We start from the raw sequence: 12700 nt of genomic DNA, 5'->3' as shown, positions 1-12700 counted from the left end.
CCCAGGCGCGCTTGCCTGCGTTGTCTGGGCGTCAGCGCGACCTTCGCCTTCCGGCGGCCGTCGCACTGGAGCGCGGGCCGGGGATCACCCTCCGAAGGGGCGCTGGAGACGTCAGGCCGGCTGGCGCCAGAACCTGGTGCTGAAATTGTTCAGGTCGCGCGAATAGGCGTCGACGGTGGCCTTGTAGGTCTTGGGAATCTCCGCGCCATCGCCGCCGCCTTGGAAGTAGTCGCGCACGGCGTAGAGGGCGCCCTTCATGAGCTGGTCCCAGGTCTGGTGGAGCGCCAGCTGGCGGGCTTGCTCCTGTTTGGCGGCGCTCGGCTTGCGTTTCGGGGCCGGAGCCGCATACGGCCTCAGGTAACCGAGGTGCGGGTCGACCTGGTGGGTGAAGGTGATGGTCCCGTGCGTCCACGGGTCTTCGACGTTTCGGCGCCAGCGATAGTGCACGTCGACGCTCATGCGCTCGCTGAAGCGAAACGGCGGCATGATAAGGTCGTCGATGAGGAACAGCTGGGCGAACTTCTGCTCTCGCTCCAGGCGGGCGCGCATCGCTTCGATGGCGTCTTTCAACTTGTAGCCGGCTCGGTGAGCGTCGTTGTAGGTCTCTTCGCGCTTCTTCGCTGACTTGGCTTGGCTGTACCGCGCAAGATCGCGCTCGAAGGCCTGCAGGCGGTTGGCGACATAGGGACCGCAGTTGCTCAGCCGCAGGTACAGGTCACCCGGCTGCTCCCTGCGCAGGGCGTCATCGATCATCCGCCGGATCGCGTCGACGTCGAGCGCCGCCAGCGCCGCTTGCTGGTCGCGCGGGATATTGATCTCACCCATCGGATTGGCGCCCGTCCGCGTGGAGTCCGCGCGCCAGGATCGCCGCGCGGACCGAGTCGGTGCAAGTCGCCGGCCTTCGAGCGGCGCGCTGGATCGCGAGATGGTTCTCGGCGAACTACAGTCCGTAGGCGGCCGAGAGGCGCTCGATGAGGGCCTCTCGCGTGATGTCGATCTTGAACTGGCGCGGGTCGAAAGCCTCGTCGGCCGCCACCGCGGCGGCGAAGGCCCGCATGTCGGTCCGGATGGTGTCGGGCAAGGCGATGCTCGTCCCCGCCGGGAGGAGTTGCAGGAGGCGTGCGACGTCGTTGCGGTGCTTCTTGATATTGTCGCCCTGGCCCTCTTCGCCGGCCGCGCGCCGCGCCGTCAGGTCGATCCAGGCGCGGGCCTTGAACGGGATGATCGCCGCCTCTTCGAGGATCGGGACGTCCTGGACGGTCCGCCGCATCGCCTTGAGGAAGTCGTAGTAGTCGGCGTTGAGCAGGATCGCCGACAGGCTGGCGGCCGCTTCGTCGATCGGCAGCGGCGTGAAGGCGCTATCCTGCGCCAGCACGATCCCCTCGGGCGTCCTGGAGAAGAGCTCGATCATCGCCGGATAGCCCGCCTGGCTCGGCTTCTGGAACCGGTAGAGCACCCGCTCGCCGCTCGCCCGCTCCTGCACCTGATACCCACCGTCCGTGACGAAGGCCATGAAGCGTTCGCTGAAGGCCGCGTCGAGCGCCTCGACAATCAGCACGATGTCCAGGTCCTTGGTCAGGCGGAAGGGCAGGCCCGCTTCGTTGAGGACCAGCTCCGAAGCGGTCCCGCCGACCAGGACGTACTGGTGCTCGCAGCCGGCGAAATGCGCGCGGAAACGGTCCAGTCCCATCACCATGCGATGTCCTCCAACAGTTGCGCGGCGGCCTGGGCGACCCGCTCGTCGGGCTCGTGCCGGACACTGAGGTAGAGCGACAGGCGATCGACGGCGCCGTCGTCGGAGAGGACGAGCGGGTCGTAGGCCCAGGTCTCCAGTTCGATGCGCTCGGCCTCGTCGGCCCAGGCGGGCTCAAGTTCTAGGTGCTGGGCCAGGCGCGTCCAGTGCGACGCGAGCACGGCGCGCCGCTCGACGCGCGGCGGGCCGAGCATCGTGTAGTGCGCCAGGGCGGTTTCCCCGGCCATGGGCGCCTGGTCGAACGGGATCTCGCCGCGCACCAGGCGCACCTTGCGGACGGGGGACTTCAGGCGCGGCTCGATCGCGGTCCATAGGGGCCGCCCGGTCGCATTGAAGCGCAGGAGCCGCCGGCGGCCCGCCCAATCGGCTTGCGCCACGCCGACCGCGACCAGTTCGTCCAGGGCCCGGCTCATGCTCATGACCGAAACCTGGAACCGTTCGGCCAGGTCGGTCAGGCTCTTCTGGTCGACGACCCGGCCCAGCACGGCGCCCAAGACCACCAGCTGCGCGGTCGGGGACAGGTGCTCGGGCGGCGCGGCGACCTCGATCGGCGAACCTTCGCGCAGGTCGAGCATGACCTCGGGAATGTAGAGCTGGGAATCGGGGGCCAGGAAGGCGATCCGGTGCTCGATCATCCGCCGGCGCACGCGCGCATCGATCCGGTCGAGGACAAGGACGACTAGCTGGATGCCGAGATGGCGGCGCGCCAGGTCGCGGTGCTTGGCGATGTCGGCGGTGTCGAGCGGGCCGCCGCGATTGGCCATGAAGACGGCGGGGCGGCCTTGCAGCTCGCCTCGCCAGAAATGGTATCGATCGGTCAGGAAGTACGGCAGGCCTTCCGCGCTGAGGTCGTGCAGGTCCAGGGTCGCGCCGAACACATGCGCGACATAGGCTTCGGCCGCATGGCCGAGCCGTTCCAGGCGCTCGCGGTTGGGCTTATTTAACATCATGATGTTCATATAACACCCATAATGTTAAATAGCCATTGAGCTGTTATATGATGCACCGTGCGACGAGCCGGACAGGGCGCGATGTCCAGACCCCTCGCCGTCAACCCCCGATTTCTGCCGGATTGCAGGCGGCCATGGACCGCGCGAGGCTCCACGCGCAAACGTGGAGATCGATCATGCGCCTGCCGACCAGGGACGACTACCACTGGGCCCTGCAGTTCCTGACGGCTGCCGAGCGGATGCAGCTCGATGAGCTGGTCCTCGAGATCGTCGCCGCGGAGGTCGACGGCTCCAGCCCGGACATGGTCGAGGCCCTCGCCGATGTCTTCGCGAGCCAAGTCCTGGGGTGCGAAGAGCATCTTCGCGGAACGGGACTGGAGCTTGCCGCCTGCATGTTCGACTACGCCGCACGCCTGCGCGAGCCGCTTGTGGCCAATTGAACGGTCGCAGACGGGAGCCGGCACCTGGAGCGCGGGCCAGGATTTCGCGCTCGCCGGCGCGTCTAGGCAGGCGACCAGACCTTGGCGCGAAAAGACCAGGAGCGCCCATGTCCCGACGCCACCAGCCGGGTCGGCCACCGCCTGGGACGGGCGACCTTGAGGACGCGTTCCGCCGCGCGGCGCGACGCCTGCATGACTGGCGGCTCGGCCACGACCAGCCCGCGGTGCTACGGGCGTTCGTCGATGCGTGGCATGAGGCACAGGATATCCGCGCCTTCGTCGGCGCGCTCGAGCAGTCCGCACCGCCGACCGGGGTGCTGGCCGCCTGGGCGGCATGGGCTCGAGAACACGCCGAGGCCATCGATCCGCTCTCACCGTCGGGCCTGGCGCGGCTGGCGGACAACGCGGTCCTTGCCGCGCTCGCTTCGAGTCCGGGCGCCGAGCCGACGCTGGAGGAGCAGGAGTGGTTCCACAACGGTTTCCTCGATCCCTACCTTGCGCAACTGGAAGACCTCCGCTGAAGTCGCCGGATCGGAACCCTCGACGGCTGGAGTTGCCCGGATGTCGACCCGCTCGCCTGAACCCACCGTCGCCGAAGTGCTCGCCTGGATGCGCGAGCGGCCGCCGTTCTCCTGGGCGGACACGATCCGCGACATCGAGTACGCGGTCTCGGAGATCAAGGACGAGGCGCGGCGGACGCGCCGCCGAACCCGCGCGGCGGCGAGGCTCGCAAGCCGGTAAGGTCATGTCTCAGCCCGTGGCGTGTCCAGCTCCCCTGCCGCGCGGCCCGTTGAAGAGGATGTGGGCGCCGACAGTGGTCTTCGTCGGTGGCCGGCCGACGCGCCGCCGGGGCTTGCCTTCCATCGTCAGCGGGTTGGCCTCGCAGTAGGCCTTTGTCCGCCGATCAGGCGGGGTGGGGTCGCGCAGCGGATCGCCGATCTTCCGCGACGGCAGCATCGGCCAGCGCGTCCCGTCGCCGCCCGCCTGATCGATGACGAGCTGGGAAATCTCCTCCTGGGCCTTGCGCAGGTGCCCCGCGAGAAGCTTGGCGCGAGTGATGTAGCCGGCGTTCACGCCGGGCAGGCTGTGGTTCATCAGCAGGTGGCAGTCCAGCTCGGAAAGGCCCGCCGCCTGCCCCACGGTCCGGTAGGTCTGGCGAAGGTCGTTGCCGAACTTGCAGAGGACCTGGCGCTGTTCGCGGTGCACGGTCATGTGCCCCTCGCGGCTCTCGCCAGCGAAGATCCAGGTCGTCGCCTGGTCGGGCAGCAGGAAGCGGCTGGCGCGCATGGCGCGAACCAGGCACCGGACCATCGCCCGCGACAGCGGGATGTCGAAGGCGCGGTCATCGCCGCCCTTAGGGCGCGGGATGTGCAGGACGCGTTCGCGCAGGTTCAGGTGCTCGACCCGTGCCTTGAGGAGGGCGGCGGGCCGACTGCCCGACAGTAAGGTGAAGAGATGGAATTCGCGCCGGATCGGGTGGCGAAGGCGCCGGGCCTGCTCGAACCATGTCGTCAGGTCCTCCACGCCCATGGCCGTGTCCCGGCGCTTGATTACGTTCCAGTCGACCGCGAGCGTGGGGTTCTCGGGCGGCAGGTCCCGATTGCGCTTGCGTGCGTGGTTGTAGATCGCCCGCAGTGTCCGCATCGCCCCGTTGGCGATGCCGGGTCCATTGTCGTGCGTGATCTTGTCGTGGCGGTCGGCGACCATCCCCGGGGTCTCACCCAGTTCGCTCAGCGGCTTGTCGAGCCAGTCGCAGAACAGGCGGTCGACATGGTCCGCGTAGTTCTCGATGGTCAACTCGCTGCGGCCCTTCCGCTCCATGTGCGACGAGCGGTAGCGCGCCCAGGCCTGCCTCAAGGTCACGCCCTTGCTGTCTTCGGCTCCGCCGCCGGCGGGGTTCGCCGCCGCCTCCGCAGCGGCCCTGGCCTGCGCCTCCTCGCGGTGCAGTTCGCCGCTGAGGATCCTGGCCAGCGTTCCCTTGGCCGCGATCCTGGCCTCGCGCACGGGCATCTCGTCGACGGCGCCAATCGCCAGGCGCTTTCCCTTCCGCTGGCCGTCCTGCCAGAACTCGGCCTGGACGACATAGGTCTTCTTGCGGGCGCCCACGACGACGAAGAAGCCGCGAAGGTCGCGGTCGCGGACCATGTACTGGCCCTTGTCGGCGAGGGGGAGCTGGGCGAGCGCCCGGTCCGAGAACGAAAACGTTTGGCTGCTCATGTTCGAAATCTAACGGTCAGCTGCATCGGATGTGGCGGGATTTAGTACGGGCGCTACTACGGGGCGGCGCTCATAAAAGTCTAAATTCCGACCTACGCAGCTATGCTAACACATCCGATCCCGGATTTGGAATAGACTATAAATACAATATCTTTCGTGCCGTAGCGTGTTCTGGCGTAAAGATGAGATGAATACTTAAGAATACTACGAATCTGAGGGTCGGACGTTCGAATCGTTCCGGGCGCGCCACTTCGGTCTTGAACCGAGGACTTCCATCAAAGCATGCAGCGTCGCCCAGCTCGCCTTCCGGCGTGTCGGCTTTTTCGTGCTCGATCGCGGACGAGCGGCGCCTGTCGGCGGCTGCGGCGGCCGACATGCTCGTCCAGCGGGATTTGTCGGAGAAATGTCGCCAAGGAGGTAGCCCTGCGAGCGCGCCGCGCTTATGCTCGCCACTCAAGGTGAAGCTTTGGAGTTTCCATGAAACGCGGCGGCAAACTTCTCATCGCTCTTGCGGCGGCCGGCATGATCGCCGCGCCAAGCCTGGCCGCGGCGGCCGAAACCACGACCTACACCTACGACGCCCTGGGGCGGTTGACCAAGGTCGTGACCTCGGCCGGACGGGTCACGGAATATACCTACGACGCGGCGGGCAACCGCACGCAGGTCACCTCGACCGGCGGGACGACTTCGCTGCGGGTCGTGGTGCTGCCGCTGCTGGGCGGCCTGGTCGTTCCCCTGCCCTAGACGGCGACCTGGCGCGCCGGGCCTCGTGATTTCCGATTGTCGGCGCGGCGGGTTTTGGCCTAGCGGTTCGGCATGACCGTTTCCGTGCTGTTCGTCTGCCTGGGCAACATCTGTCGCTCGCCGCTGGCCGAGGCCGCGTTCCGGCTGGAGGCGCAGCGGCTGGGGCTGGACGTCGTCGTGGACTCGGCCGGGACGGGCGGCTGGCACGCGGGCGATCCGCCGGACCGGCGGGCCCAGGCGACGGCGCGGCGGCATGGGGTGGAGATCGGCCATTACGCCGCGCGGCAGGTGACGGCGGCCGACTTCGAGCGCTTCGACCACGTGGTGGCGCTGGACCTGGACAATCTGCGGAACCTGAAGCGTCTGGCGCCGGCCGGGAGCCGGGCGCGGCTGAGCCTGCTGCTGGATCATGTCGCGGGACGGGCCGGCGAGGCCGTGGCCGATCCCTATTACGGGGATGACGCGGGGTTCGAGGTCACCTGGGCCGATGCGGCGGCCGGGGCGCGGGGGCTGGCGGCGAAGATCGCGGACTGACCCCCTCAGTCGCTCCGCGACAGCTCCCCCAGAGGGGGAGCATCTGACTTGCTAGATCCTCCCCCTCTGGGGGAGGTGGCCCGGAGGGCCGGAGGGGGTCCAGCCCCCTACCGGTCCCCCAGGTGCACGCGGATCAAACTCCGCGCGGCGCGGGCGACGGAGCGGGCGGGGCCGTCGGCGCCGAGGGTGACGCGGGCGGTGTACGAGCCTTCCATCAACAGCATCAGGGAGTCGGCCAGCTCGTGGTCGGCGGCGCCGGCGCGGCTGCACAGGTCGATCAGCCGGCCGTGCAGCGAGCGCTTGTAGTTCACCGACACCTGCTGGGCCGGGTGGTTTTCCTCGTGCAGCTCGATGGCGGCGTTCGACAGCGGGCAGCCGTGGATGTTGGTGTCGCAGGCCTTGGTCTCGAAGGCGTCGAAGATCGCCTCCAGCTGGCCGCGCGGATCGCTGCAGCACATGGCCGTGACGCCGTCCCACCAGGCCCAGTATTCGCGCTCCTGCTCGCGCAGCACCTCGGCGACCAGTTCGTCCTTCGACGGGAAGTTCCGGTACAGCGTCATCTTGGTGGCCTCGGCCTCGGCCGCGATGGCCTCGACGCCGACGGCCCGGATGCCGTGCTGGTAGAAGAGCTCGCGGGCCGTCTCGAAGATCCGGTCGCGGGCGGGCCTCTTGGACGCCGGCGGGCCGTCCGGCGCGCACGCCGTCCCGGCTCCCAGCTCCCCCGAGCCGACCTCCCCAGATTTTCTCGCAGCCATTTTCGCAGCACCTCGCCTTGACGTGAGAGTTACCGGTCAGTATCTCTCCGCCATGGAGAGTGATACCGAACGGTATCGTCACATCCTAGATCGTTATCCCTAGCCGCCAAGTCAAGCAACCGACCCTGCGACATTTCCCCCCTCTTAGCCCCTCAACGGAGCGCAAGCCATGCCGAACGCGAGCGACCTCACAGCCGCCCCCGAAGCCCCGGCCGCTCCCGTGATGGGCTGGCTGACCACCGCCGCCGAACACGGCCGCATCCTCAAGCGCTGGATCGGCCGGACGGCCTCCCAGCCGAAGTCCAGCCGCCGGGCTCGCCGCCCGGCCTGGGAATAGCCGTTCAAGCGTACCCCCTCCCCGTCCGCCCGCTCCCCCGGGCGTTTTCTTCGACAGGTTCCCCGATGCGCCACGCCATCAACACCTTCGCCGGCCTCGCCGCCATGGCGGTCCTGGCCGCCTGCAGCGCCAAGGCCCAGCCCGAGCAAGGCCCCGCCCCCGCCGTCCAGGTCACCGTCGCCGACGTGGCCTTCAAGTCGCTGCGCCAGTGGGACGACTTCACCGGCCGCCTCGAGGCGGTCGACACCGTCGACATCCGGCCCCGGGTCGGCGGCTATGTGAACACCGTCCGCTTCACCGAAGGCGCCTATGTCCGCAAGGGCCAGGTGCTGTTCGAGATCGACCCGCGCCCGTTCCAGGCCGACGCCGCCCGCGCCTCGGCCGAGGTTGCGCGCGCCAAGGCCGGCCTCGATCTGGCCGTCGTCAACCGCGAGCGCGGCCAGCGGCTGATCGACCAGAACGCCCTGGCCCGTAGCGAATTCGACCGGCTGTCGTCGGAAGAAAAGGCCGCCCAGGCCAATCTCGCCGCCGCCCAGGCCGCCTTGCAGACCTCGCGCCTGAACCTGGAATGGACCCGCGTGACCTCGCCGATCGACGGCCGGGTCTCCAAGGCCCTGATCACCCGCGGCAACCTGGTCACCCAGGCCGACATGCTGACCACCGTGGTCTCCGACACCCCGATCTACGCGGCCTTCAGCGCCGACGAGCAGACCTTCCTGAAGTACGCCGCCGCCGAGCGCGGCAAGGAAAGCCCCGTCTACATGGGCCTGATGACCGAGGACGGCTATCCGCACGTCGGCAAGCTGGCCTTCATCGACAACGCCCTGGACGCCAAGAGCGGCACGATCAGCGGCCGGGCGATCTTCGCCAACGCCGACGGCCGGTTCACGCCGGGCCTGTTCGCCCGCATCCGCCTGGTCAGCGCGGCGTCGCAGACGGTGGCCCTGGCGCCTGACCGGGCGATCGCGACCGACCTGGGCAAGCGCTACGTCATCGTGGTCGGGGCCGACAACAAGGCCCAGTACCGCCCGGTCGAGGTCGGTCCGCTGGCCGGCAACCTGCGGGTCATCCGCCAGGGCCTCAAGCCCGGCGACCGGGTGATCGTCGGCGGCCTGCAGAAGGTCAAGCCCGGCGACGCCGTCGCCCCCGTGGCGGTGAAGACCGAGGCCGCCGACCTGGGCCAGCTGGAAGCCGGCCCCCGCAAGGTGGCCGCGGTCGCCACGGCCACCAACCAGAACTGATCTCCCTCCCTTCCCCCTCGATGGGGGAAGGGCCGGGGATGGGGGTGACAGCAGCGCTGGCCGACAGACGCCGGCGCCCGTCATCTCCCTCAGCAGACACCCCCACCCCTGCCCCTCCCCCATCCGCCGACGGGAGGGGTCTCCAAACTCGTCCCTCCCCTTCCCGGACGCCCCGCCATGAACTTCGCAAAATTCTTCGTCGGCAGGCCGCGGTTCGCCGCCGTCCTGTCCATCGTCATCTTCATCGCCGGGCTCGTGGCCCTGCCCAACCTGCCGATCAGCGAGTACCCCGAGGTGGTGCCGCCGACCGTGGTGGTGCGCGCGGCTTATCCCGGCGCCAACCCGTCGGTCATCGGCGAGACGGTCGCCGCCCCCCTGGAACAGGCCATCAACGGCGTCGAGGGGATGATCTACCAGTCGTCCCAGTCGGCCTCGGACGGGGCCATGATCCTGACCGTGACCTTCGCGCTCGGCACCGACCTGGATAAGGCCCAGGTGCAGGTGCAGAACCGCGTGGCCCAGGCCCTGCCGAAACTGCCCCAGGAGGTGCAGCGCATCGGCGTGACCACCAACAAGGCCTCGCCCGACCTGACCCTGGTCGTGCACATGATCTCGCCCAACAACCGCTACGACATGCTCTATCTCAGCAACTACGCGCAGCTGAACGTGCGCGACCGGCTGAAGCGCATCGACGGCGTGGGCGACGTGCAGATCTTCGGCGCCGGCGCCTACTCCATGCGGGTATGGCTGGATCCGGAAAAGGTCGCGGCCCTGGGCATGACCGCCGGCGACGTCGTGCGGGCCCTGCGCGAACAGAACGTCCAGGTGGCCGCCGGCCAGCTGGGCGCGCCGCCCTCGCCCAATTCGGGCGCCGAGTTCCAGCTGTCGATCAACGCCCCCGGGCGCCTGACCGACGAGGAGCAGTTCCGCGACGTGATCATCCGCGCCGGCGCCGACGGCCAGATCACCCGCCTGGGCGACGTGGCCCGGGTGGAGCTGGGCGCCAACAACTACGCCCTGCGCAGCTTGCTCGACAACAAGTCGGCCGTGGCCGTGCCGATCTTCCAGCGCCCCGGCTCCAACGCCCTGCAGATGGCCGCCGACGTCAAGAAGACCATGCAGGAGCTGAAGAAGGATTTCCCCGAAGGCGTCGACTACGAGATCATCTACGACACCACCGCCTTCGTGCAGGAAAGCATCGACTCGGTGGTCCACACCCTGATCGAGGCCATCATCCTGGTGGTCATCGTGGTGGTGGTCTTCCTGCAAGGCTGGCGGGCCTCGGTGATCCCGCTGCTGGCCGTGCCGGTGTCGCTGATCGGCACCTTCGCCATCATGCTGCTGCTGGGCTTTGGCCTCAACGCGCTGACCCTGTTTGGCCTGGTGCTGGCCATCGGCATCGTCGTCGACGACGCCATCGTCGTGGTCGAGAACGTCGAGCGGCACATCACCAACGGCCTCTCCCCGCCCGAGGCCACCCGCAAGGCGATGAGCGAGGTCACCGGCCCGATCATCGCCGTGGCCCTGGTGCTGTGCGCCGTCTTCATCCCCACGGCCTTCATCACCGGCCTGTCGGGCCAGTTCTACCGCCAGTTCGCCCTGACCATCGCCATCTCGACGATCATCTCGGCGATCAACTCCCTGACCCTGTCGCCGGCCCTGGCCGCCGTGCTGCTGAAGTCGCACGACGCGCCCAAGGACCGCTTCCAGAAGCTGATCGACCGCGCTCTGGGCTGGCTGTTCACGCCGTTCAACAAGGTCTTCCACCGCGCCTCGAACGGCTATGTCCGCGGCGTCAAGGCGACCCTGGGCCGCTCGACCGCCTCGCTGTTCGTCTATGGCGGCCTCTTGCTGCTGACGGGCCTGGCCTTCGCCCGCACCCCGTCCGGCTTCGTGCCGCAGCAGGACAAGGCCTATGTGGTCGCCGTCGTGCAGCTGCCCGACGCCGCCTCGCTGGATCGCACCGAGGCGGTGATCAAGCAGATGGGCGACATCGCCATGAAGACCCCGGGCATCGAGCACTCGGTGGCCTTCCCCGGCCTGTCGGCCAACGGCTTCATCAACAGCCCCAACGCCGGCGCGGTGTTCTTCCCGCTCAGCGACTTCAAGGACCGTCGCGGCAAGGAACTCTCGGCCAACGCCATCGTCGGCCAGCTGAACCAGAAGTTCGCCGCCATCCCCGACGCCCAGATCGCGGTCTTCCCGCCGCCGTCCGTGCAGGGGCTGGGCACCATCGGCGGCTTCCGCATGCAGATCGTCGACAAGGCGGGCCTGGGTTCTGACGAGCTCTACAAGGCCACCCAGAACATCATCGCCAAGGCGCAGAAGGATCCGGCCCTGGCCGGCGTCTTCTCCAGCTACCAGGTGAGCGTGCCCAAGATCCAGGCCGACATCGACCGTGAGAAGGCCCGCGCCCAGGGCGTGTCGCTGACCGACCTCTTCGAGACCCTGCAGGTCTATCTGGGCTCGCTGTACGTCAATGACTTCAACCGCTTCGGGCGGACCTACGAGGTCAACGTTCAGGCCGACCAGAGCTTCCGCCTGCAGCCCGAGCAGATGCTGCGCCTGCAGACCCGCAACGGCGCTGGCCAGATGATCCCGCTGGGCTCGTTCATCAGCTTCAAGGAGGCCACCGGTCCCGACCGCGAGATGCACTACAACGGCATGCTGACCGCCGAGATCAACGGCGGCCCCGCGCCGGGCTTCTCCACCGGCCAGGCCCAGAAGGCCCTCGAGGAACTGGCCAAGCAGGAACTCCCGGCCGGCATGGGCTTCGAATGGACCGAGCTGACCTACCAGCAGATCCTGGCCGGCAACACGGCGATCTACATCTTCCCTCTGTGCGTGCTGCTGGCCTTCCTGGTGCTGGTCGCGCAGTACGAAAGCTGGAGCCTGCCGCTGGTGGTGATCCTGATCGTGCCCATGACCCTGCTGTCGGCCCTGGCCGGCGTGCTGGTCACCGGCGGCGACAACAACATCTTCACCCAGATCGGCCTGATCGTGCTGGTGGGGCTGGCGTGCAAGAACGCCATCCTGATCGTCGAGTTCGCCCGCGAACGCGAGATCGAGGGCGACACGCCGCTGAAAGCGGTGCTGGAAGCCTGCCGCCTGCGCCTGCGTCCCATCCTGATGACCTCGATCGCCTTCATCATGGGCGTCTGGCCGCTGGTGGTGTCGCACGGGGCCGGGGCCGAGATGCGCCGGGCCATGGGCGTGGCGGTGTTCTCCGGCATGCTGGGCGTCACCGTCTTCGGCCTGATCCTGACGCCGGTCTTCTACTACGTCATCCGCCGGCTCAGCGGCTCGCGCTCACTGGTGAAGAGCCAGCCCGCGCCGGCCGTGGAAGCGGAGGCCCACTGACGACCACGCGCCTCTTCCCCTCCCCCTTGATGGGGGAGGGGCCAGGGGTGGGGGTGAAGCGGCGGCGGACGTCACGCCGGCCTCTCCCCATCCTGAACCTCTGTCACCCCCATCCCCGACCCTTCCCCCATCAAAGGGGGAAGGGAGACCTTCGAGGTTTCCCATGACCTTCCTGAAAGCCTCACTCATCGCCAGCGCCTCGCTGCTGGCCACGGCCTGCGCCGTCGGCCCCAACTACAAGGCCCCCGTCGTCGCCCCCATCGCCCTGCAGAACGCCGCGCCCTCCGTCGCCTCCACCGCCGCCCCCGAGGCCCAGTGGTGGAAGGCGTTCGGCGACCCGACGCTCGACGCCCTGGTGACCCAGGCCCT

The 12700-nt window shown here is 68.5% G+C and carries 13 protein-coding genes and 1 pseudogene; 9 read left to right on the top strand and 5 right to left on the bottom strand.

Features of this window, described 5'->3' with window-relative positions:
* Window positions 1-111 precede the first annotated feature (111 nt).
* The 3 genes from DMC18_RS08755 to DMC18_RS08745 all read right to left on the bottom strand — a co-directional run bounded on the left by DMC18_RS08755 (window position 112) and on the right by DMC18_RS08745 (window position 2712).
* A complete protein-coding gene (locus tag DMC18_RS08755) occupies window positions 112-825 on the bottom strand; it encodes a hypothetical protein (RefSeq protein ID WP_110120400.1) in 714 nt (237 codons plus the stop codon).
* Between the two features lie 115 nt (window positions 826-940).
* Window positions 941-1696, bottom strand: a complete 756-nt coding sequence (locus DMC18_RS08750; protein WP_110120401.1) for a nucleotidyl transferase AbiEii/AbiGii toxin family protein — start codon at window positions 1694-1696, stop codon at window positions 941-943.
* Window positions 1690-2712: a hypothetical protein gene (locus DMC18_RS08745; RefSeq protein ID WP_199232556.1), complete on the bottom strand. Its 1023-nt coding sequence runs from the start codon at window positions 2710-2712 to the stop codon at window positions 1690-1692. Before DMC18_RS08745 ends, DMC18_RS08750 begins: the two co-directional genes overlap by 7 nt.
* Before the next feature lie 167 nt (window positions 2713-2879).
* On the opposite strand from DMC18_RS08745, the gene DMC18_RS08740 reads away from it, so the two are divergent.
* From DMC18_RS08740 to DMC18_RS08730, 3 genes are all read left to right on the top strand, one after another.
* A complete protein-coding gene (locus DMC18_RS08740; protein WP_110120402.1) occupies window positions 2880-3143 on the top strand; it encodes a hypothetical protein in 264 nt (87 codons plus the stop codon).
* Window positions 3144-3250: 107 nt separating this feature from the next.
* Complete coding sequence (locus tag DMC18_RS08735) at window positions 3251-3664, top strand: hypothetical protein (protein ID WP_110120403.1); 414 nt, start codon at window positions 3251-3253, stop codon at window positions 3662-3664.
* Between the two features lie 40 nt (window positions 3665-3704).
* The gene (locus DMC18_RS08730) at window positions 3705-3884 is read left to right on the top strand and encodes a hypothetical protein (RefSeq protein ID WP_110120404.1); all 180 of its coding nucleotides are present in this window, start codon (window positions 3705-3707) and stop codon (window positions 3882-3884) included.
* A gap of 9 nt (window positions 3885-3893) precedes the next feature.
* On the opposite strand, the gene DMC18_RS08725 is transcribed toward DMC18_RS08730, so the two are convergent.
* Window positions 3894-5288, bottom strand: a complete 1395-nt coding sequence (locus DMC18_RS08725) for an integrase family protein (protein WP_199232555.1) — start codon at window positions 5286-5288, stop codon at window positions 3894-3896.
* Window positions 5289-5837: 549 nt separating this feature from the next.
* Here DMC18_RS08725 and DMC18_RS08720 point away from each other — a divergent pair.
* Together DMC18_RS08720 and DMC18_RS08715 are read left to right on the top strand one after the other, a co-directional pair.
* Window positions 5838-6104: an RHS repeat domain-containing protein gene (locus DMC18_RS08720; protein WP_199228506.1), complete on the top strand. Its 267-nt coding sequence runs from the start codon at window positions 5838-5840 to the stop codon at window positions 6102-6104.
* Between the two features lie 72 nt (window positions 6105-6176).
* Window positions 6177-6638 (top strand): low molecular weight protein-tyrosine-phosphatase, encoded by a 462-nt coding sequence (locus tag DMC18_RS08715; RefSeq protein ID WP_110120405.1) that lies wholly within the window; start codon window positions 6177-6179, stop codon window positions 6636-6638.
* Window positions 6639-6745: 107 nt separating this feature from the next.
* Here DMC18_RS08715 and DMC18_RS08710 read toward each other — a convergent pair whose 3' ends face one another.
* Window positions 6746-7393 (bottom strand): TetR/AcrR family transcriptional regulator, encoded by a 648-nt coding sequence (locus tag DMC18_RS08710; protein WP_110120406.1) that lies wholly within the window; start codon window positions 7391-7393, stop codon window positions 6746-6748.
* Window positions 7394-7562: 169 nt separating this feature from the next.
* On the opposite strand from DMC18_RS08710, the gene DMC18_RS25955 reads away from it, so the two are divergent.
* The 4 genes and pseudogenes from DMC18_RS25955 to DMC18_RS25950 all read left to right on the top strand — a co-directional run.
* A complete protein-coding gene (locus DMC18_RS25955) occupies window positions 7563-7730 on the top strand; it encodes a hypothetical protein (RefSeq protein ID WP_158285883.1) in 168 nt (55 codons plus the stop codon).
* Window positions 7731-7795: 65 nt separating this feature from the next.
* On the top strand, window positions 7796-8971 hold the full coding sequence (locus DMC18_RS08705) for an efflux RND transporter periplasmic adaptor subunit (protein ID WP_233245270.1): 1176 nt from the start codon (window positions 7796-7798) through the stop codon (window positions 8969-8971).
* Between the two features lie 177 nt (window positions 8972-9148).
* The gene (locus tag DMC18_RS08700; protein WP_110120410.1) at window positions 9149-12331 is read left to right on the top strand and encodes an efflux RND transporter permease subunit; all 3183 of its coding nucleotides are present in this window, start codon (window positions 9149-9151) and stop codon (window positions 12329-12331) included.
* 163 nt (window positions 12332-12494) lie between these two features.
* Window positions 12495-12700, top strand: a pseudogene (locus DMC18_RS25950) (TolC family protein); the annotation flags it as partial.

Source organism: Caulobacter sp. D5, assembly GCF_003185805.1.
Lineage (GTDB): Bacteria > Pseudomonadota > Alphaproteobacteria > Caulobacterales > Caulobacteraceae > Caulobacter.
The sequence above is the reverse complement of the archived record's forward strand: the minus strand, read 5'-3'. Positions and strand labels throughout refer to the sequence as shown.

Coding starts and splice junctions, on each gene's coding strand:
- DMC18_RS08755 (WP_110120400.1), bottom strand. CDS start 825: ATGGGTGAGATCAATATCCCGCGCGACCAGCAAGCGGCGCTGGCGGCG.
- DMC18_RS08750 (WP_110120401.1), bottom strand. CDS start 1,696: ATGGTGATGGGACTGGACCGTTTCCGCGCGCATTTCGCCGGCTGCGAG.
- DMC18_RS08745 (WP_199232556.1), bottom strand. CDS start 2,712: ATGAACATCATGATGTTAAATAAGCCCAACCGCGAGCGCCTGGAACGG.
- DMC18_RS08740 (WP_110120402.1), top strand. CDS start 2,880: ATGCGCCTGCCGACCAGGGACGACTACCACTGGGCCCTGCAGTTCCTG.
- DMC18_RS08735 (WP_110120403.1), top strand. CDS start 3,251: ATGTCCCGACGCCACCAGCCGGGTCGGCCACCGCCTGGGACGGGCGAC.
- DMC18_RS08730 (WP_110120404.1), top strand. CDS start 3,705: ATGTCGACCCGCTCGCCTGAACCCACCGTCGCCGAAGTGCTCGCCTGG.
- DMC18_RS08725 (WP_199232555.1), bottom strand. CDS start 5,288: ATGGTCCGCGACCGCGACCTTCGCGGCTTCTTCGTCGTCGTGGGCGCC.
- DMC18_RS08720 (WP_199228506.1), top strand. CDS start 5,838: ATGAAACGCGGCGGCAAACTTCTCATCGCTCTTGCGGCGGCCGGCATG.
- DMC18_RS08715 (WP_110120405.1), top strand. CDS start 6,177: ATGACCGTTTCCGTGCTGTTCGTCTGCCTGGGCAACATCTGTCGCTCG.
- DMC18_RS08710 (WP_110120406.1), bottom strand. CDS start 7,393: ATGGCTGCGAGAAAATCTGGGGAGGTCGGCTCGGGGGAGCTGGGAGCC.
- DMC18_RS25955 (WP_158285883.1), top strand. CDS start 7,563: ATGCCGAACGCGAGCGACCTCACAGCCGCCCCCGAAGCCCCGGCCGCT.
- DMC18_RS08705 (WP_233245270.1), top strand. CDS start 7,796: ATGCGCCACGCCATCAACACCTTCGCCGGCCTCGCCGCCATGGCGGTC.
- DMC18_RS08700 (WP_110120410.1), top strand. CDS start 9,149: ATGAACTTCGCAAAATTCTTCGTCGGCAGGCCGCGGTTCGCCGCCGTC.